Annotated in this window: 14 protein-coding genes and 1 pseudogene; 3 read left to right on the forward strand and 12 right to left on the reverse strand. The window is 72.2% G+C overall.

The features are described 5' to 3' along the window. From ACZ7JA_RS33215 to uvrC, 11 genes and pseudogenes are all read right to left on the reverse strand, one after another. A pseudogene (locus ACZ7JA_RS33215) lies at positions 1-413 on the reverse strand (glucose-6-phosphate isomerase); the annotation flags it as partial. A gap of 244 nt (positions 414-657) precedes the next feature. Next, the gene (locus tag ACZ7JA_RS33220; protein ID WP_003957010.1) at positions 658-993 is read right to left on the reverse strand and encodes an RNA polymerase-binding protein RbpA; all 336 of its coding nucleotides are present in this window, start codon (positions 991-993) and stop codon (positions 658-660) included. 210 nt (positions 994-1,203) lie between these two features. Continuing rightward, entirely contained in the window at positions 1,204-1,440 is a 237-nt protein-coding gene (gene secG / locus ACZ7JA_RS33225; RefSeq protein ID WP_450746890.1) for a preprotein translocase subunit SecG, read from the reverse strand. Positions 1,441-1,548: 108 nt separating this feature from the next. Then, on the reverse strand, positions 1,549-2,325 hold the full coding sequence (tpiA, locus tag ACZ7JA_RS33230; RefSeq protein WP_351672850.1) for a triose-phosphate isomerase: 777 nt from the start codon (positions 2,323-2,325) through the stop codon (positions 1,549-1,551). A 5-nt stretch (positions 2,326-2,330) separates the two neighbouring features. Next, positions 2,331-3,542, reverse strand: coding sequence for a phosphoglycerate kinase (locus tag ACZ7JA_RS33235; protein ID WP_351672852.1), 1,212 nt, complete (start codon positions 3,540-3,542; stop codon positions 2,331-2,333). 143 nt (positions 3,543-3,685) lie between these two features. Then, positions 3,686-4,696: a type I glyceraldehyde-3-phosphate dehydrogenase gene (gap, locus tag ACZ7JA_RS33240; protein WP_351672854.1), complete on the reverse strand. Its 1,011-nt coding sequence runs from the start codon at positions 4,694-4,696 to the stop codon at positions 3,686-3,688. Between the two features lie 296 nt (positions 4,697-4,992). Further along, complete coding sequence (locus tag ACZ7JA_RS33245) at positions 4,993-7,956, reverse strand: M14 family metallopeptidase (RefSeq protein ID WP_470812160.1); 2,964 nt, start codon at positions 7,954-7,956, stop codon at positions 4,993-4,995. A gap of 151 nt (positions 7,957-8,107) precedes the next feature. Next, positions 8,108-9,097, reverse strand: coding sequence for a DNA-binding protein WhiA (whiA, locus tag ACZ7JA_RS33250; protein ID WP_351672858.1), 990 nt, complete (start codon positions 9,095-9,097; stop codon positions 8,108-8,110). Further along, positions 9,088-10,182, reverse strand: a complete 1,095-nt coding sequence (locus ACZ7JA_RS33255; protein WP_389451971.1) for a gluconeogenesis factor YvcK family protein — start codon at positions 10,180-10,182, stop codon at positions 9,088-9,090. Before ACZ7JA_RS33255 ends, whiA begins: the two co-directional genes overlap by 10 nt. Continuing rightward, complete coding sequence (gene rapZ / locus ACZ7JA_RS33260; RefSeq protein WP_351672862.1) at positions 10,179-11,204, reverse strand: RNase adapter RapZ; 1,026 nt, start codon at positions 11,202-11,204, stop codon at positions 10,179-10,181. The genes ACZ7JA_RS33255 and rapZ overlap by 4 nt, the downstream gene beginning before the upstream one ends. After that, on the reverse strand, positions 11,201-13,501 hold the full coding sequence (gene uvrC, locus ACZ7JA_RS33265) for an excinuclease ABC subunit UvrC (RefSeq protein ID WP_470812163.1): 2,301 nt from the start codon (positions 13,499-13,501) through the stop codon (positions 11,201-11,203). The genes rapZ and uvrC overlap by 4 nt, the downstream gene beginning before the upstream one ends. A gap of 369 nt (positions 13,502-13,870) precedes the next feature. Between uvrC and ACZ7JA_RS33270 the strand changes: the two genes are divergently transcribed. Next, a complete protein-coding gene (locus tag ACZ7JA_RS33270) occupies positions 13,871-14,812 on the forward strand; it encodes a hypothetical protein (protein WP_351672866.1) in 942 nt (313 codons plus the stop codon). A 20-nt stretch (positions 14,813-14,832) separates the two neighbouring features. On the opposite strand, the gene ACZ7JA_RS33275 is transcribed toward ACZ7JA_RS33270, so the two are convergent. After that, positions 14,833-15,258, reverse strand: coding sequence for a Rieske (2Fe-2S) protein (locus ACZ7JA_RS33275; RefSeq protein ID WP_470812165.1), 426 nt, complete (start codon positions 15,256-15,258; stop codon positions 14,833-14,835). Between the two features lie 297 nt (positions 15,259-15,555). On the opposite strand from ACZ7JA_RS33275, the gene ACZ7JA_RS33280 reads away from it, so the two are divergent. Continuing rightward, a complete protein-coding gene (locus ACZ7JA_RS33280; RefSeq protein WP_470812167.1) occupies positions 15,556-16,680 on the forward strand; it encodes a LacI family DNA-binding transcriptional regulator in 1,125 nt (374 codons plus the stop codon). Then, entirely contained in the window at positions 16,677-17,588 is a 912-nt protein-coding gene (locus ACZ7JA_RS33285) for a carbohydrate kinase family protein (RefSeq protein ID WP_470812169.1), read from the forward strand. The genes ACZ7JA_RS33280 and ACZ7JA_RS33285 overlap by 4 nt, the downstream gene beginning before the upstream one ends. Positions 17,589-17,653: the final 65 nt, after the last annotated feature.

Consider the following 17,653-nt stretch of genomic DNA (forward strand, 5'->3'; position numbering starts at 1 on the left):
GACCGGACCCGCTCGGCGAAGCCCGCCATCTTGTCCAGCACGGCGTGCACCCGGGGCACGACGTTCTCGCCGTCGACCTCGATCACCGCGTCCGGAGCGGCCCGCAGCGCGGTGTGCAGCACCGCCCGGTCCTCGGTGATGTTGATCCTCTCACCGCGGAACATGGCGTCCCGCAGGCCGAAGACGTCGGTCGCGGCGGCGAGGTCGCGCAGCAGCCGCAGCGTGTCGTCGGTGACCAGGTGCTTGGAGTAGTCGATGTGCAGGTCGCCGACCTGCAGCGTGTACCCGGCGCCGCGCGCCGGATCGGCGGCGAACAGGTCCCGCAGATGGGTGTCGGCCAGCTCCTCCCGGTGCTTGGCGAGAGCGCTCCACTCGGGCGTCTGGTTGAGCCTGGTACGGCCGTCTGCGTTCATCTCGACGTCAGCCTTCTTTCCTGCGAGCTGTCCTGCTGTGTACCTTGCCCCGCTGCCGGTCCCAACCTAGTTGATCAGCACCGGGGACGAGCGCTCATGACGTCGTCCACGCGGGCAACAACAGGTACGTCCGGCTTGCGGGCAGGTGTCAGCGCGATGGCGGCACGCCTGGGGAAGGCGGCTGTGCGCGGGGTGCCGCTACAGCAGCGGCCGGGCGCTCAGGGCACCCGGCCGGTCACAGGTCTCAGATCTCGCCGCGCAGTTTGGCGAGGGCCTCGGCGAGGATCGCCTCGCCGTCCGCGTCGCTGCGCCGCTCCCGTACGTACGCGAGGTGCGTCTTGTACGGCTCGGTGCGCGGCGGGTCCGGCGGGTTGTCCCGGTCCTGGCCGGCCGGGAAGCCGCAGCGCGGGCAGTCCCAGGTATCGGGCACCTGCGCGTCGCTGGCGAAGCTGGGCTGGGTCTCGTGCCCGTTGGAGCACCAGAAGGAGATGCGCAGACGCGGCGCGGACTCGCCGCGCTCGGCCTCGCCCATCGGCCCCGCCCCGACCCGGCTACCTCGGATCGCGTTGCCACTTGCCACGGTCGTAACTCCCTGCGTGATGGTGCCGCAAAGCGAGTCGGCGTTTCACTTCGCTGCGAGCGCCTCAGTCTACGTAAGGCCCAACGCGCGTCCAGTGATTGGAGTTACCGGCCCCGCACCTAGACGCAAGCCCCATGATAGGCCGCGCACCGGAGCGCGTACCGAACATGGGGCCTTACGTACGGAATGGATGTACCTGGGCGGTGCGGATCAGCCGTTCGACTTCATCAGCAGGCCGAGGACGACGATGCAGGCGAACCACAGCACCCCGACCACGATGGTGATCCGGTCCAGGTTGCGCTCGGCGACCGAGGAGCCGCCGACGGAGGACTGCATGCCGCCACCGAACATGTCGGAGAGGCCGCCGCCCTTTCCCTTGTGCATCAGCACCAGCAGCATCATCAGCAGGCTGAAGACGATCAGGGCGATCGAGAACCCCAGAACCACGGCTGGACCAACTTCCTCGGAATCGGATGGACGACGGGGGCACAGCACCTGGGCCGTGCCCCCGCAAGGGTACGACGAATCGCCGTTACCGCCTACTCACGGTCAGGGTCACTGATCGCGGAAGCGGACGATCTTCACGAACTCGTCGGCGTCCAGCGAGGCGCCGCCGACCAGCGCGCCGTCGATGTCGGCCTGCGCCATGATCTCGGCGACGTTGCCCGACTTCACGGAGCCGCCGTACTGGATGCGGACCTTGTCGGCCAGCTCCTGGGAGTACAGCTCGGCGAGCTTGGCGCGGATCGCGGCGCAGACCTCCTGGGCGTCCGTGGCGCCGCAGACCTTGCCGGTGCCGATGGCCCAGACGGGCTCGTAGGCGATCACGATCGTCTCGGCCTGCTCGGCCGGGAGGTCCTTCAGGCCGCCCTCGACCTGGGCGAGGGTGTGCGAGACGTGGTCGCCCGCCTCGCGGACGTCCAGCTCCTCGCCGACGCAGAGGATCGGGGTCAGTCCGTGCCTGTAGGCGGCCTTGACCTTGGCGTTCACGACGTCGTCGGTCTCGTTGTGGTACTGCCGGCGCTCGGAGTGGCCGACCGCCACGTACGTGCACTTCAGCTTGGCCAGCATCGAGCCGGAGATCTCGCCGGTGTAGGCGCCGGAGTCCTGGGCCGAGAGGTCCTGGGCGCCGTACTTGATCTTCAGCTTGTCGCCGTCGACCAGGGTCTGCACGGAGCGCAGGTCGGTGAAGGGCGGCAGGACGGCGACCTCGACGGCCTCGTAGTCCTTGTCGGCCAGGGCGAAGGCGAGCTTCTGGACGTGCGCGATGGCCTCGAGGTGGTTGAGGTTCATCTTCCAGTTGCCCGCCATCAGCGGCGTGCGCGTGCTCATCGGGTTCAGTCCTCCAGTGCGGCGAGGCCGGGGAGCGTCTTGCCCTCGAGGTATTCGAGGGAGGCGCCGCCACCGGTCGAGATGTGGCCGAATGCGTTCTCGTCGAAGCCGAGCGTACGCACGGCCGCGGCGGAGTCACCGCCGCCGACGACGGTGAAGCCGTCGGTTTCCACGAGGGCCTGGGCGACCGCCTTGGTGCCCTCGGCGTAGTCGGGGTGCTCGAAGACGCCCATGGGACCGTTCCAGAAGACGGTCTCGGCGTCGGCGAGCTTCGAGGCGTAGAGCTCTCGGGTCTTCGGGCCGATGTCCAGGCCCTCCTGGTCGGCGGGGATCTTGTCCGCGTCGACCACGCCGTGCTCGGTCGGGGCCTTGGCCTTGAGGTCGGGGAACTCGCGGGAGACCACGACGTCGAGCGGCAGCAGCAGCTCGACGCCCTGCTTCTCCGCGCGCTCCATGTACTCGGTGACGGCCGGGACCTGGTCCTCCTGCAGGAGGGAGATGCCGACCTCGTAGCCCTTGGCCTTCAGGAAGGTGTAGGCCATGCCGCCGCCGATGAGGAGGCGGTCGGCCTTGCCGAGCAGCTCGTCGATGACGGCGAGCTTGTCGGAGACCTTGGCGCCGCCGAGCGCGACGACGTAGGGGCGCTTGACGTCCTCGGTGAGCTTCCTGAGGACGCCGACCTCGGTGGCGATGAGGTAGCCGGCGTAGTGCGGCAGCCGGGCCGGGAGGTCGTAGACGGAGGCGTGCCCCCGGTGCACCGCGCCGAAGCCGTCACCGACGTACACGTCGGCGAGGGCGGCGAGCTGGTCGGCGAACGCGGCGCGCTCGGCGTCGTCCTTGGCCGTCTCGCCCGGGTTGAAGCGGAGGTTCTCCAGGACGGCGACCCGGCCGTCGGCGAGGCCGGCGACCGTCTCCTGCGCGGACGGGCCCACCGTGTCGGCCGCGAAGGCCACGTCCGAACCGAGGAGTTCACCGAGGCGGGAGGCGACCGGGGCGAGGGAGAAGGCGGGGTCCGGGGCGCCCTTGGGACGGCCCAGGTGCGAGGCGACGACCACCTTGGCGCCCGCGTCCGCGAGGGCCTTCACGGTGGGCAGGACGGCGCGGATGCGGCCGTCGTCGGTGATGGTCCCGTCGGCGAGCGGCACGTTGAGGTCGGCGCGGACGAAGACCCGCTTTCCGCTCACGCCGTCGGCGAGAAGTTCGTCGATCGTCTTCATGGGGTGGACTCCTGAGGAGGGCTCTTGATGCCCCTGATCGTATGGGGGCGTGATCCGTACGCGAGACAGGGCCCGGACAGCGCGACGGTGCGCTGCCCGAGCCCTGCTCTCACTTCAAGGTCCTGCTGCTGTGCTCTGGACGATCAGAGCTGGTCGCCGACGAAGACCGTGAGGTCGACGAGGCGGTTGGAGTAGCCCCACTCGTTGTCGTACCAGCCGAGGATCTTCACCGAGTTGCCGTCCTGGACCATGGTCAGGGACGAGTCGAAGGTGCAGGAGGCCGGGTCGCCGACGATGTCCGAGGAGACGATCTCGTCCTCGGTGTAGGCCAGGAAGCCCTTGAGGGCGCCGTCCTCGGAGGCCTTCTTGAACGCGGCGTTGACCTCGTCCTTGGTGACCTCGCGCTGGAGCGTCACGACGAGGTCGGTGGCGGAGCCGGTGGGAACCGGCACGCGCATCGCGATGCCGTCCAGCTTGCCCTTGAGCTGCGGCAGGACCAGCGCGGTGGCCTTGGCGGCGCCCGTGGTGGTCGGGATGATGTTCTCGGCGGCGGCACGGGCGCGGCGCAGGTCCTTGTGCGGGAAGTCAAGGATGCGCTGGTCGTTCGTGTACGCGTGCACCGTCGTCATCAGGCCCTTGACGATGCCGAAGTTCTCGTCGAGCACCTTCGCCATCGGCGCCACGCAGTTGGTGGTGCAGGAGGCGTTGGAGATGACGTGGTGGTTCGCCGGGTCGTACTTGTCCTGGTTGACGCCCATCACGATGGTGATGTCCTCGCCCTTGGCCGGAGCCGAGATGAGGACCTTCTTGGCGCCGCCGGCGATGTGCTTCTCGGCGTCTTCCTTCTTGGTGAAGATGCCGGTCGACTCGATGACGATGTCGACGCCCAGCTCGCCCCAGGGGATGTCGGACGGGTTGCGCTCCGACAGCACCTTGATGGTGTGGCCGTCGACGGTGATCGTGTCGGCGGTGTGGGAGACCTCTTCCTTGAGGCGGCCCAGGATCGTGTCGTACTTCAGCAGGTGCGCGGTGGTCGCGGTGTCACCCAGGTCGTTGACGGCCACGACCTCGATGTCCGCACCCTGCTGCAGCAGTGCGCGGAAGTAGTTACGCCCGATGCGGCCGAAGCCGTTGATGCCTACGCGGATCGTCACGAACCGATCTCCTCGTTGGTACGCCGGCCATGCGGTGCCGGCGAGCTGTATTTGGGATGTCCCCGACCACCCCCGACCCTACCCCTCTGGGGGCCCCGAGGTGACATCGAGATGCCGCATACACGGGCAGGCGGTCCGTACCCGTCAGTAGGGTACGGACCCTCCCGGATCGGCAGTCGTTTCACTCCTGTTTGTTACGGAAAGCGAGTGCCCGACGGAGCCTTTTTCACTCGTTCGTGAGCGGGTCGGCTCACCTGATGACCAAGCCTCGCCGCACCGTTGAGAGGGGGTCTCGCTCACCTGTCGAGTGCGGCGAGCGCCTTCCTCATCACGGCTGCCCGGTCGGCGGCCGACGGCACCTGTTCCAGGCCGAATCCGAGCAGCACCGTGTCGTCGGTGGCGACCGCTCCGTAGGTCTGGAACAGGGCTCCGGTCCGCGTCCAGTCCTTCAGCGCCGCCGGACTTCCCGCGGGCGGTCCGGACACCCGCCAGGCGCCGAGGGACGTCTCGAATCCCTCGGTGTCCTTCGCCGCGCCGCCGACGACGAGGGAGGCGTCGTCGGCGAGCACGCCGTGGCCGCCGCTGCCCGGGTCGGTGACGTAGGCGATGGAGACCTCCACCGTCCGCCCGGCGTAGGCGCTGAGGTCGAAGCCGGCCTGCCGCCAGCCGTCGGAGCTGCCGGTGAGGCTGTGCCACGAGCCGGTGGTGCCGGTCGCGGCGCAGGCGTGGTCCGCGAGCGTCAGATAGTGCCCGAGCCACGGGTGCTCGCCGATCAGGAAGCCGGCTCCGCACTCGGCCGGCACGGAGTCGGTGGTGGCACCGCCCGTCTCCGGCAGGGTCGTCCAGTCGCCGGCGCCGACGGTGTGCGCCTCGATCACGGCGTGGTCGTAGCCGGGTTCGGTGTCCCACAGCAGACGGGTGGAGAGGGTGGGCCGCTCCGCCGCGGTGACACCGGTGAGGTCGATGGTGCGGGTGAGGCGCTTGTAGGCGTCGTCGGTGTGCACCGCGGCCGCCATGGCGGAGCCGCTGTACGGGCCGTACGGGTTGACGGCGCCGGCGAACCGGCCCGCGCCCTCGCTCCGGAACTGCGGGTACGCGGACGGCGGCAGCTCGTCGGAGGTGACGCCGTAGGCGCCGGCCCGGTCGAGCGGGTTGCCGGGCGCGTCGCCGAGGGCGCCGCTGTAGCCGGCCAGGGCGCCGGATCCGGTGAAGCCGGTGACCCCCTTGGTCGAGGTACGGCTGTAGGCGCCCAGGTAGTACTGGCTGAAGTCGTCCGAGCGCGCGCCGCCGCCGAGGTCCACGCTGCCGCCGGCCAGCTCGCCGGCCTCGATCAGTTTCCCGCCCTCGTTGAGGTAGGCGCGCAGCTGGAGCTGGGTGGCATCGGCGGGTCCGCCCGCGCCCGAGTAGTGCACGACGGTGCGGAAGTGCTTCAGCACGCCGAGGGCGTCCGGGGCGCCCCGGGCGGCCACGTCCCACACGACCGCCCGGCGCCCGGCCGCCCGGAGCGCGTCCGCGTACTTCCCCGCCTCGGGGGCGCTCGCGCCCTCCTCGGCGACGACGAGGGTGTCAGCGCGGGGCCGCTCGGCGACGGTGTACGTGAAGTGCGGTCCGGTCACCTTGCCGGCTCTGCCGCCCTTGCCGGCCTCACCGGTGAACCACACCTCGACCCGGTCGCCCGGCCTGCCTCCGCGCACCGTGGCCCGGTACTCGTCGAAGTAGAGGTTGTCCTCGCCGCCGTAGGTCCGGCCGCCCTTCCAGGGCCGCAGCGGCCGCTCGTGCGTACGGCCCTTGTTGACGCGGTACTTGAGCGTCTTGTCGCGGACCGCCCTGCGGACGACGGCCGAGACCTCCTGGCCGGCGCCGCCGGAGTACGACGTCGTGAACGCGGCCGGGGTGATGTCGGCGGCGGCGAGCCCGACCGCGGAGACCGGCCGGTCCGGGTGGGCGGCGGTCTCGGCGACCGAGAGTGCGAAGGGGACGTTCTTCGCGAACTCCTGCTGGATCAGCTTCTCGTCGTCGGGGAAGTTGAACACCGACTGGCAGTCCTGGGGCTTCCAGGCGTCGTCCGGATCGACCTCCGAGGCGGTCTGACAGGTCGACATCTCGGGGGTGAACATCGAGACCCCGTTGACGTTCGAGGCATGGCCGTCCGCCTCGCCGTTGGTGGTGTACAGCTCCGAGGAGAGCTGTGAGTGGTAGCCCGGCACGGCCGGCCGGGCGGGGGTGCCGGCGAGCGCCCGGTACAGGACGTCGTCGGGGGTGGGCGTGGCCACCTGCCAGCCGACGCCGTACAGCAGGAGTTCGGCCGCCGAGTGGTAGTTGACGGCGTACTTGAAGCCGACCCGCTTCTCGAGGGCGTCGAGGGCCGCGGTCTCGGGCTCGGACCCGGGGCGCGCGCCGCGGTAGGTCTCGTCGGCCGGGCTGGGGGACGAACCCTCGTCGTCGTAGCCCCACTTGTACGCGAAGTTGCGGTTGAGGTCGACGCCGTCGCCGGCGCTGATGACACCGTCGCCGTTGACGTCGCGGAGGTTCTTGCGCCACAGCCGGTTGCCGGGGCTCTTGAAGGTGTAGTCGTAGCCGTCGGGGTTGGCCGAGAGGACGAACCACAGCTCGGTCGAGTCGACGATCCTCCGGATCCGCCGGTCGGTCCGGTAGTGGTCGAGGTAGTAGTGCATCAGGCGGCGGGTCGTCTCCGGCGTGATCCACTCGCGCGCGTGCTGGTTGGACATGTACAGCACGGCGGGTTTGGAACCGTCCTTCGACTTCCCGGCGTCCCTGGTCAGCCGGAGCGCGACGATGTCCTGGCCGCCGACGGTCCTCCCGATGGACTCGACCTTCGTCAGCCCGGGGTTGGCCCGCGCCGTGCGCAGGATCTCCTCCTTCAGGCCGCCGTCGCCGCTGTACGGACGGAACACGCCCTGCGCGGCGCCCTTCAGGCGGGCCTCGGTCCGGGCCGGCAGGGTGTGCTCGATGAGCCGGACGCCCTGCTGTTCGAGCCTCCTCGCCTGCCGGTCGGTCAGGTAGACCTCGACGGCCGTCCGGCCGCCGGCGCCCACCTGCTCGGACAGCTCCCGGCCGTCCTGGCCGGCCGCGAGGAGCAGGGGTAACTGCTGGCGGGTGACCTGGGCGCGGAAGACCTTCACCTCGTCGGAGCGGGGCGGGGCGGAACCCGGGTCCTGCGCCCGGGCGACGGGCGTGAGGCTGGCGGCTCCGGCGAGGAGCGCGCCGACGGCGAGGATCGATCTCGCTCTGTGTCTCATGAACCCCCCTAGGGCCTGACCGCCACAGCGGCGACCAGGCTGCCAGGTTCATGTCACCTCAAGATCGAGTCAAGGGCGCCACATGGACACGCGAACGCCGGTGCCGGCGCCCCGGAAGGGCCCCGGCACCGGCGAGTCGGCGTGGCGCGGATCAGCCCGCCAGGTTGTCCGCGAGCTCCTCCGAGAGGTTGGACTCGGTGCCCGGGATGCCCAGGTCGGAGGCGCGCTTGTCGGCCATCGCCAGCAGCCGGCGGATCCGGCCCGCGACCGCGTCCTTGGTGAGCGGCGGGTCGGCGAGCGCGCCCAGCTCCTCCAGGGAGGCCTGCTTGTGCTCCATGCGCAGCCGCCCGGCGGCGGCGAGGTGCTCGGGCACCTCCTCGCCGAGGATCTCCAGGGCGCGCTGCACCCGGGCGCCCGCGGCCACGGCGGCGCGGGCCGAGCGGCGCAGGTTGGCGTCGTCGAAGTTGGCGAGCCGGTTGGCGGTGGCCCGCACCTCGCGCCGCATCCGGCGCTCCTCCCAGGCCAGCACCGACTCGTGCGCGCCGAGCCGGGTCAGCAGGGCGCCGATCGCGTCACCGTCGCGCACGACCACCCGGTCCACCCCGCGCACCTCGCGGGCCTTGGCCGCGATGGAGAGCCGGCGGGCCGCACCGACCAGGGCGAGCGCGGCCTCCGGTCCGGGGCACGTCACCTCCAGGGAGGAGGAGCGGCCCGGCTCGGTCAGCGAGCCGTGCGCCAGGAACGCCCCGCGCCAGGCGGCCTCCGCGTCGCAGGTGGCCCCCGAGACCACCTGCGGGGGCAGGCCGCGGATCGGACGGCCGCGGCCGTCGACGAGCCCGGTCTGGCGGGCCAGCTGGTCGCCGCCCGCCACCACCCGCACGACGTAGCGCGAGCCGCGGCGCAGGCCGCCGGGCGCCATCACGATCAGTTCCGAGCTGTGGCCGAAGATCTCCAGGATGTCCCGCTTGAGCCGGCGGGCGGCCATCGCGGTGTCCAGCTCCGCCTCGATCACGATGCGCCCGCTCACCAGGTGAAGGCCGCCGGCGAACCGCAGAATGGCGGAGACCTCCGCCTTCCTGCAGCAGGTCCGGGTGACGGGGAGCCGGGAGATCTCGTCCTTCACCGCTGCCGTCATCGCCATGGGCCGATCCTTCCATGCATCCGAAAAATACGGTCGTACGCGGCGGCCAACAGCTCCGGGTCGTGCCTGGGGCTTCCGTCGGGCCGGGCCACCGGCGCCAGCTCGACCGCGGCTCCGAGCCGCTTGGCGGCCTCGGTGAGCGAGTCGCGGTCGGGCACGGCGGCCTCGTCGGCCAGCACCACGTCCAGGGCGAGTTTAGGGGCGTGTCGCCCCAAAACCTCCAAATGACGCTGCGGGGAGAAGCCGTCGGTTTCTCCGGGCTGCGGGGCGAGGTTCAGCGACAGTACACGGCGCGCCTTGGTCGCGGTGAGGGCGTCCAGCAGCTCGGGGACGAGCAGGTGCGGGATGACCGAGGAGAACCAGGAGCCCGGACCCAGCACCACCCAGTCCGCGTCCAGCACGGCGGCGACGGCCTCCGGGACGGCGGGCGGGTCGTGCGGCACGAGGTGCACGGACTGCACCTCGCCCGGGGTGAGGGCCACCGTCGCCTGGCCGCGGACGGTGTCGACGTCCTCGGGGCGCTCGGGGTCGTGCCCCTTGACCAGGGCCTGCAGCTCCAGCGGCACGGCGGACATGGGCAGTACCCGCCCGTGCGCGCCGAGCAGCTTGCCGACCAGGTCCAGGGCCTGGACGTGGTCGCCGAGCTGCTCCCACAGGGCCACGATCAGCAGATTGCCGACCGCGTGGTCGTGCAGGTCGCCCTGTGACTGGAAGCGGTGCTGGATGACCCGGGCCCAGGTCTGGCCCCAGTCGTCGTCCCCGCACAGCGCGGCCAGCGCCTTGCGCAGGTCGCCGGGCGGCAGCACGCCCAGCTCGTCGCGCAGGCGCCCGCTGGAGCCGCCGTCGTCGGCCACCGTGACGACGGCGGTCAGGTCACCGGTGATCCGGCGCAGTGCGGCGAGCGAGGCGGACAGGCCCATGCCGCCGCCGAGCGCGACGACCTTGGGCTGGGCGCCGCGCCTGCGGGGCCGGCCGCCGCGCGCCTCGGCGGGGCGGACCGCCCCGCCGTCGGCCGTCGTGCGGCCCGAGCGGCTGTCCGGCGCCATGCGGCGCAGCCGGCTCAGCCGCCGTGTGCGTTCCGTCATTCCCGTCCCATGTCCCGGTGGACGACCACCGTCTCCACGCCCTCGGCCACGAGGCGCGCGGCGAGCTTCTCCGACATCGCCACCGAGCGGTGCTTGCCCCCGGTGCAGCCGATGGCGATCGTCACGTACCGCTTGCCCTCGCGCCGGTAGCCGGCCGCGATGAGGCGCAGCAGTTCGGCGTAGCGGTCGAGGAACTCCTTGGCGCCGGGCTGGTTGAAGACGTAGCGGGCGACCTCCTCGTTGAGGCCGGTGTACGGCCGCAGCTCCGGGACCCAGTGCGGGTTGGGCAGGAAGCGCATGTCCGCGACCAGGTCGGCGTCGACCGGGAGGCCGTACTTGAAGCCGAAGGACATGACGGTGGCCCGCAGTTCGGGCTCCTCCTCCCCGGCGAACTGGGCGTCCATCTTGGCGCGCAGCTCGTGCACATTGAGGCTGGAGGTGTCGATCACCAGGTCGGCGTCGCCGCGCAGCTCGCGCAGCAGTTCGCGCTCGGCGGCGATGCCGTCGACGATCCGGCCGTCGCCCTGCAGCGGGTGCGGCCGGCGCACCGACTCGAAGCGGCGCACCAGCGCGTCGTCGGACGACTCAAGGAAGACGATCCGCCGGGTGACGTGCTTGGCCTCCAGGTCCGCGAGGGACTCGCGCAGATTGTCGAAGAAGCGGCGGCCGCGCACGTCGACGACGACCGCGATCCGGGCCACGTTGCCCTGGGAGCGGGCGCCCAGCTCGACCATGGTCGGGATGAGGGCGGGCGGCAGGTTGTCGACGACGAACCAGCCGAGGTCCTCCAGGCACTTGGCCGCCGTCGAGCGGCCCGCTCCGGACATGCCGGAGATGATCACCAGCTCGGGGATGGCCGCCTCGGCGGGGCCGGCCGGTGTGACGTCCGTACTCACCTGTGCTCCGTTGTCCTGGACCGGCTGCCCCGGGTGTGCTCCGGCCGCCTGCCGCGGCTGGTTCCCGCCCGCTTCCCCGGGCGCCTGTTCTCGTCGTGGCGTGGGCTGTGCGTCGTGCTCGGTCATGTCTCCTGCCCCCGTCGTTCGTCCGGGGGGCCCGCGCTCACGGGCTCCCCCGCGGAACCCGCCGCCGTCACGGGTTCCTCGTCCTCAATGATCTCTCCGGTCGCCGTGTTCACGGCGGGTCCGGCCGGGACCGCCCCGGCGAGGGCCGCGGCGATGGTCTCGGCCGTCTTCCGGCCTATCCCGGGCACCTCCTGGATCTGTTCGATTGTCGCCGACCGCAGCCTCTTCACCGAGCCGAAATGCTTGATGAGCGCCTGTTTGCGGGTGTCGCCGAGGCCGGGCACGTCGTCCAGGGGTCCTGCGCGGAAACGCTTGGCGCGCTTGGTGCGCTGGTAGGTGATCGCGAAGCGGTGGGCCTCGTCGCGGACGCGCTGGAGCAGGTACAGCCCCTCGCTGGTGCGGGGCAGGACAACGGGGTCGTCCTCGCCGGGCACCCAGACCTCCTCCAGGCGCTTGGCGAGCCCGCACACGGCGATGTCGTCGATGCCCAGCTCGTCCAGCGCCCGGCGCGCCGCGGCGACCTGCGGCTGCCCGCCGTCGACGACCACGAGCTGGGGCGGGTAGGCGAACTTCCTGGGGCGCCCGTCGTCGTCCTTGAGTGCGCCGTCGATCACGTCCGTACCGCCGAGTGGAGCCGCCGCGCCCCCTGCGGACGCGGTTCCGCCCTCGGCGGGCGCGGCTCCCTCGCCGGGGAGCGCGGGGCCGCCGTCAGCGGGCGTGGTTCCTTCGCCCCTGAGTGCCGGACCGCCGACAGCGGGCGCGGCCCCCTCGTCCGCGAGCTCCGGACCCCCGACAGCGAGGGCAGGCGCCTCGTCCGCGAGTGCCGGAGCGCCGTCGCCGAGTGCGAGCGCGCCGTCGGCCGTCGCCTGCTCGCCGTCGGTCCACTCCCCCGTCCGCTCCTTCTCGGCCAGGTAGCGCCGGAAGCGGCGGCTGATCACCTCGTGCATGGAGCGGACGTCGTCCTGCCCGGCGAAGCCCTTGATCTGGAAGCGGCGGTACTCGCTCTTGCGCTGCAGTCCGTCCTCGAAGACGACCATGGAGGCGACCACGTCGTCCCCCTGGAGGTGCGAGATGTCGTAGCACTCGATCCGCAGCGGCGCGCTGTCCAGGTCGAGGGCCTCGGCGATCTCCTCCAGCGCGCGCGAGCGCGTGGTCAGGTCGGAGGCGCGCTTGGTCTTGTGCAGGGCGAGGGCCTGCAGGGCGTTGCGCTCCACGGTCTCCATGAGCGCCTTCTTGTCGCCGCGCTGCGGCACGCGCAGCGAGACGTTCGCCCCGCGGCGGACTGCCAGCCACTCCTGGACCGGCTCGACCGGCTCCGGCAGGGCCGGGACCAGGACCTCCTTGGGCACGGCGTCCCCGCTCTCCTCGCCGTAGAGCTGCTGCAGGGCGTGCTCGACGAGGGCGCCGGTGGTGACGTCCTCGACCTTGTCCGTCACCCAGCCGCGCTGGCCGCGGACCCGGCCGCCACGGACGTGGAAGATCTGCACCGCCGCCTCCAGCTCGTCCTCGGCGACGGCGATGAGGTCGGCGTCGGTCGCGTCGGCGAGCACGACCGCGTTCTTCTCCATGGCCTTTCTCAGGGCCCCGATGTCGTCGCGCAGGCGGGCGGCCCGCTCGTACTCCATCTCCTCCGCCGCCTCCGTCATCCGGTTCTCCAGACGGCGGAGGTAGGTGCCGGTGCGGCCGGCCATGAAGTCGCTGAACTCCTCGGCCAGCTCCCGGTGGTCCTCCGGGCTGATCCGGCCGACGCAGGGGGCGGAGCACTTGCCGATGTAGCCAAGCAGGCAGGGACGGCCCGTGCGGGCGGCGTTCTTGAAGACACCGGCCGAGCAGGTGCGCACCGGGAAGACGCGCAGCAGCAGGTCGACGGTGTCCCGGATGGCCCACGCGTGCGCGTACGGGCCGAAATACCTGACGCCCTTCTTCTTGTGACCGCGCATCACCTGGACGCGCGGGAACTCCTCGTTCATCGTCACCGCGAGGTACGGGTAGCTCTTGTCGTCGCGGTACTTGACGTTGAACCGGGGGTCGAACTCCTTGATCCAGGAGTACTCCAGCTGCAGCGCCTCGACCTCCGTGGACACCACGGTCCACTCCACGGACGCGGCGGTGGTCACCATCGTCCGGGTGCGGGGGTGCAGGCCCGCCAGGTCCTGGAAGTAGTTCGCCAGGCGCTGGCGCAGGCTCTTCGCCTTTCCGACGTAGATCACCCGGCGGTGCTCGTCACGGAACCTGTACACCCCCGGAGAGTCCGGGATCTCACCCGGCCTGGGGCGGTAGCTGGAGGGGTCGGCCATGCTTCACACCCTACTGGCGAGGACCGACAGCGCGTCGGGCCCGTGGGCCGCGCACTCGGGTCAGCAACTCGCCGGACGGACGGGGTCGGGCTCGACGGGCGGGCGGGGGCGGCTCGACGGGCGGGCGGGGGCGGCCGGAAACAGCGCGTGCGGGGGCCGTGACCCGGCCAGAGCCGACCGCGACCGGTCCGCGGTGTTGTCGGGGCATGGTCAACACGCTTCAATGCGTGGGAACTCGGGGCCGTGCCCACCGGGCACGGACGCGACGTGCGCGGAGACGGGCGTGCCCGGGCGCCCACGGGGGTGGACCCGCGCCCGCGCCAGCGGTCTGACCAGCCGTCGTGACACCTCACAGAAAGGCCTCTGTCCATGCGGCACGCCACAGAGCACGCGGACGTCCCCACCGCCGAACTCGACACGGCCCTGCGGGGCGGCCCCTTCCATGTGGCGCTGCGCGCCGCGATCGCCGCCCGCGGGCTGCCGCTCCAGCGCGTGCAGCACCATCTCTCCCGCCACGGGGTCAGGGTCGGCATCACGAGTCTGAGCTACTGGCAGCAGGGGGCCCGGCGCCCGCAGCGCCCGGAGTCGCTGCGCGCGGTACGGGCCCTCGAGGAGATCCTGCGGCTGCCGGACGAGTCGCTGATCCGGCTGCTCACCGAACCGGACGAGGCCGGGCCGGGCCGCCCGGCCCGTTCCTACCGCTCCCGGGCGGCGGCCTGTGACGCCGGGAACCGGCTGCGGGCCGATCTGGACTGGCACCTGGACGGGGGACTGCACACCCTGGGCCACCACGAGCGCGTCCGGATCGGCGCCCGGCGCGAGCTCGCCGGCCTGGAGTCCCACCACATCGTGCGGGCCCATCGCGACGGCGTCGACCGTTTCGTGGCAGTCCACCACGGCGACCCCGGTTGCAGTCCGGGCGCGATGACGGTGCGCGCGCTGGAGAACTGCCGCACCGGGCGGACGCGCTGGGACAAGGACACCGGTGTGCTGGTGACGGAGCTGCTGTTCGGCACCCGGCTGCGCTCCGGCGACACGTTCCTCTTCCGCTACGGCGTCGAGGACGGCACGGCGGGGGTCTCGGGCGAGTACGTCCACCGGTTCGGTTTCCCGGGCGGCCAGTACGCGCTCCAGGTGAGCTTCGACGCGGCGGCGCTGCCGGCCCGCTGCCACCGCTTCACCCAGCACAGCCCGGCTGCCCCGCGCGGCGGCAGGCAGGAACTGCGGATCAGCGCGCCGCACCACGGCGTCCACGTGGTCGAGCCCCGGATCCGGCCGGGGCTGGTGGGCATCGCGTGGGAGTGGGAGTGATCCCGCAGGGATGAACCGGCTCAGGCGCCGGGCCCGGCGATGATCCGCCCTTTCGAGGCGCGGACGGGGAGTTCGCCGAGCGGCTCGGTGGCCGGGGCCTGCAGCACCTCGCCGGTCACCGCGTCGAACTCGCTGCCGTGACAGGGGCAGACGAGCGTGGTGCCCCGGAGCTTGTTGATCACGCAGCCGGCGTGGGTGCAGACGGTGCTGTACGCCTTGAGCGCCCCGCCCGCGTCCCTGCTGACCACCACGTTCCGGTCCCGGTAGAGCTTGGCGCCGCCCTTCGCGATCTCGCTCTCCGTGCCGAGGTCGACAGGCGTGGTCGGGCTCGCGTCGGCCGAGTCGTCGCCCGGGGCCGAGCAGGCGGCGAGGCCCAGCCCCGCGGCCGGGGCCACGGCGGCTCCGCGGAGGACGGTACGGCGGCTCGCTGACGATCGGGCGGGCATCAGATCTCCACTGGTCAGGGGGCGTGCAGCCCGACGATACCCGGGGACGGCCGGCACCCGGGGGGCGGGCCCGACGTTCGTATGGGGTGGGGTCGGGGGCGAGTCCGGGGTGTGTTCCGCGGCCGGTCCGACGTGCGTCCGGCGTGCGTTCCGGAGGCGGCTGTCCGTAGGGGAGCCTTCGGAGGGACGGTGACTGAGGTGCGAGGACCGGGAGACGTAAACGTTTGCGCAAGCGTTTACGTGGGCCGCGCGGATGCGATACCTTCCCGGCCACGGCCGGAGAGAAGGGACGACTCGATGCCCACCATGGCGGACGTGGCCCGCAGCGCCGGAGTCTCCGTGGCGACCGTCTCCCACGTGCTCAACGGCACGCGCCCGGTGCTGCCCTCCACCCGGCAGGCCGTGCTCGACGCCGTCGACGCCCTCGGCTACACCCCCAACACCCTGGCCCGCTCACTGGTCACGTCCCGCACCCGCTCCATCGGTCTCGCGGTGTCGGCGATCAGCAACCCCTACTTCACGGAGATCCTCCAGGGAGTCGAGGCAGCCGCCCTCGCGGCCGGCTACAGCCTCCTCATCGCCGATCCGCACGACGACCCCGCGCACGAGCGCAAGGTGGTGCAGCTCCTCCACGAACGCCGGGTGGACGGCATGATCGTCGCCCCGTCCGCCCGCCCGCACGACCTCGTCGCCTACCTCGGACGTCATGCCGTGCCCGCCGTGTTCCTCGACCGGGTGCTCCCGGCCACCGAACCCGTGGCCGGCGGCACAGCCCCCGGCCAAGGCCTGTTCGACCAGGTGTGCGCCGAGAACGCCGGCCCGATGGCGGATCTCACCGGTCATCTCGCGGGTCTCGGCCACCGCCGGATCGGCCTGGTCGCGGGCCTGCCCGGCCTGAGCACCACCGAGGAGCGGATCGCCGGTTACCGGCAGGGCCTCGCCGCCGCCGGACTGGCCTTCGACCAGGATCTCGTGGTGTCCGGTCTGTCGGAGTCGGCCGGCGCCGAGCGGGCCACGGCCGCGCTGCTCGCCCTGCCCGCTCCGCCCACCGCCCTCGTCACAGCCAACAACGCCATGACCATCGGAGCCCTGCGCACCCTGCGCGAGCGGAATCTGGCCGTACCGGACGGCATCGCCCTGGGCTGCTTCGACGACTTCGCCTGGGCCGACCTGTTCTCGCCCCGGCTCACCGCCATAGCCCAGCCCAGCAGGGAGATCGGCGCGCGGGCCGTCGATGTGCTCCTGGAGCGGCTGGCCGAGCCGGGCCGGCCTCCCAGGACCGTCCGGCTGCCCTGCGCCTTCGTCCACCGCACCTCCTGCGGATGCCCGGAACGGCGGGACGAGGCCGTGGGCTCCCCGCCGGCCGGAACCGGCGGGACCACGGAACCATCCACGCCTCTGGAGAGGGGAACCGCCTCGTGATCGTCGTCGCCGGAGAGGCACTGATCGACCTGGTCCCGCGCGGCCCGGGCGCCCTGGCCGACCTGAAGCCGGCGCTGGGCGGCGGCCCGTACAACACCGCCGTGGCCCTCGGCCGTCTCGGCTCCCGGACCGCCTTCTGCTCCCGCGCCTCACGCGACCCGTTCGGGGAGGCCCTGCTGGACGGGCTGCGGCGGGCCGGGGTGGAGGTGTCGGACGTGCAGCGCGGTCCCGAGCCGACCACCCTGGCCGTCGCCACCGTCGACACCGACGGCTCGGCCGCCTACTCGTTCTACGTGGACGGCACCGCCGACCGCCTCTTCACCGCCCCCGCCGCTCTCCCGGCGGGCACGCGCGCGGTGTCCTTCGGTACCTGCTCGCTCGTCCTGGAGCCCGGGGCGAGCGCCTACGAGAAGCTGATGCGCGAAGCGGCCGCGCAGGGCCTGTTCACCGCCCTCGACCCCAACATCCGCACCGGACTGATCCCGGACGCGGACGCCTACCGGGCGCGCTTTTGCGGCTGGCTGCCCTCGGTGACGCTGCTGAAGCTGTCCGCCGAGGACGCCGAGTGGCTCGGCGGCACCCCGCGGGAGTGGCTGGCCGCGGGGCCTTCGGCGGTCGTGGTGACCCGGGGCGGCGAGGGCCTCACCGTGCACACCCGGGACGGCGCCGAGTACTCCGTACCGGGTGAGAAGGTCGAGGTCGTGGACACCATCGGCGCCGGCGACACCGTGAACGCGGCCCTGCTGCACGGACTGGCCGCCCAGGACGCGCTGTCGCCCGGGGGCCTCGCGGCCCTGGGCCCGGACGGCTGGCGGCGGCTGCTGCGGTTCGCGGCGCGCGCGGCGGCGATCACCTGCTCGCGGGCGGGGGCGGAACCGCCGTTCGCGGCCGAACTGGGCGAGCTGTAGCCCCACTCGTACACAGGCGGCGCCCCGCGATGCGTCATCGCGGGGCGCCGTCTGCCGGCCGGCGC

Source organism: Streptomyces sp. NPDC038135, assembly GCF_055601245.1.

Bases quoted from the DNA above. Each gene is read 5' to 3' on its own strand.
- uvrC (WP_470812163.1), bottom strand. From the start codon at position 13,501: ATGGCCGACCCCTCCAGCTACCGCCCCAGGCCGGGTGAGATCCCGGAC.
- ACZ7JA_RS33270 (WP_351672866.1), top strand. From the start codon at position 13,871: ATGCGGCACGCCACAGAGCACGCGGACGTCCCCACCGCCGAACTCGAC.
- ACZ7JA_RS33245 (WP_470812160.1), bottom strand. From the start codon at position 7,956: ATGAGACACAGAGCGAGATCGATCCTCGCCGTCGGCGCGCTCCTCGCC.
- tpiA (WP_351672850.1), bottom strand. From the start codon at position 2,325: ATGAGCACGCGCACGCCGCTGATGGCGGGCAACTGGAAGATGAACCTC.
- ACZ7JA_RS33235 (WP_351672852.1), bottom strand. From the start codon at position 3,542: ATGAAGACGATCGACGAACTTCTCGCCGACGGCGTGAGCGGAAAGCGG.
- ACZ7JA_RS33275 (WP_470812165.1), bottom strand. From the start codon at position 15,258: ATGCCCGCCCGATCGTCAGCGAGCCGCCGTACCGTCCTCCGCGGAGCC.
- ACZ7JA_RS33255 (WP_389451971.1), bottom strand. From the start codon at position 10,182: ATGACGGAACGCACACGGCGGCTGAGCCGGCTGCGCCGCATGGCGCCG.
- ACZ7JA_RS33280 (WP_470812167.1), top strand. From the start codon at position 15,556: ATGCCCACCATGGCGGACGTGGCCCGCAGCGCCGGAGTCTCCGTGGCG.
- rapZ (WP_351672862.1), bottom strand. From the start codon at position 11,204: ATGACCGAGCACGACGCACAGCCCACGCCACGACGAGAACAGGCGCCC.
- whiA (WP_351672858.1), bottom strand. From the start codon at position 9,097: ATGGCGATGACGGCAGCGGTGAAGGACGAGATCTCCCGGCTCCCCGTC.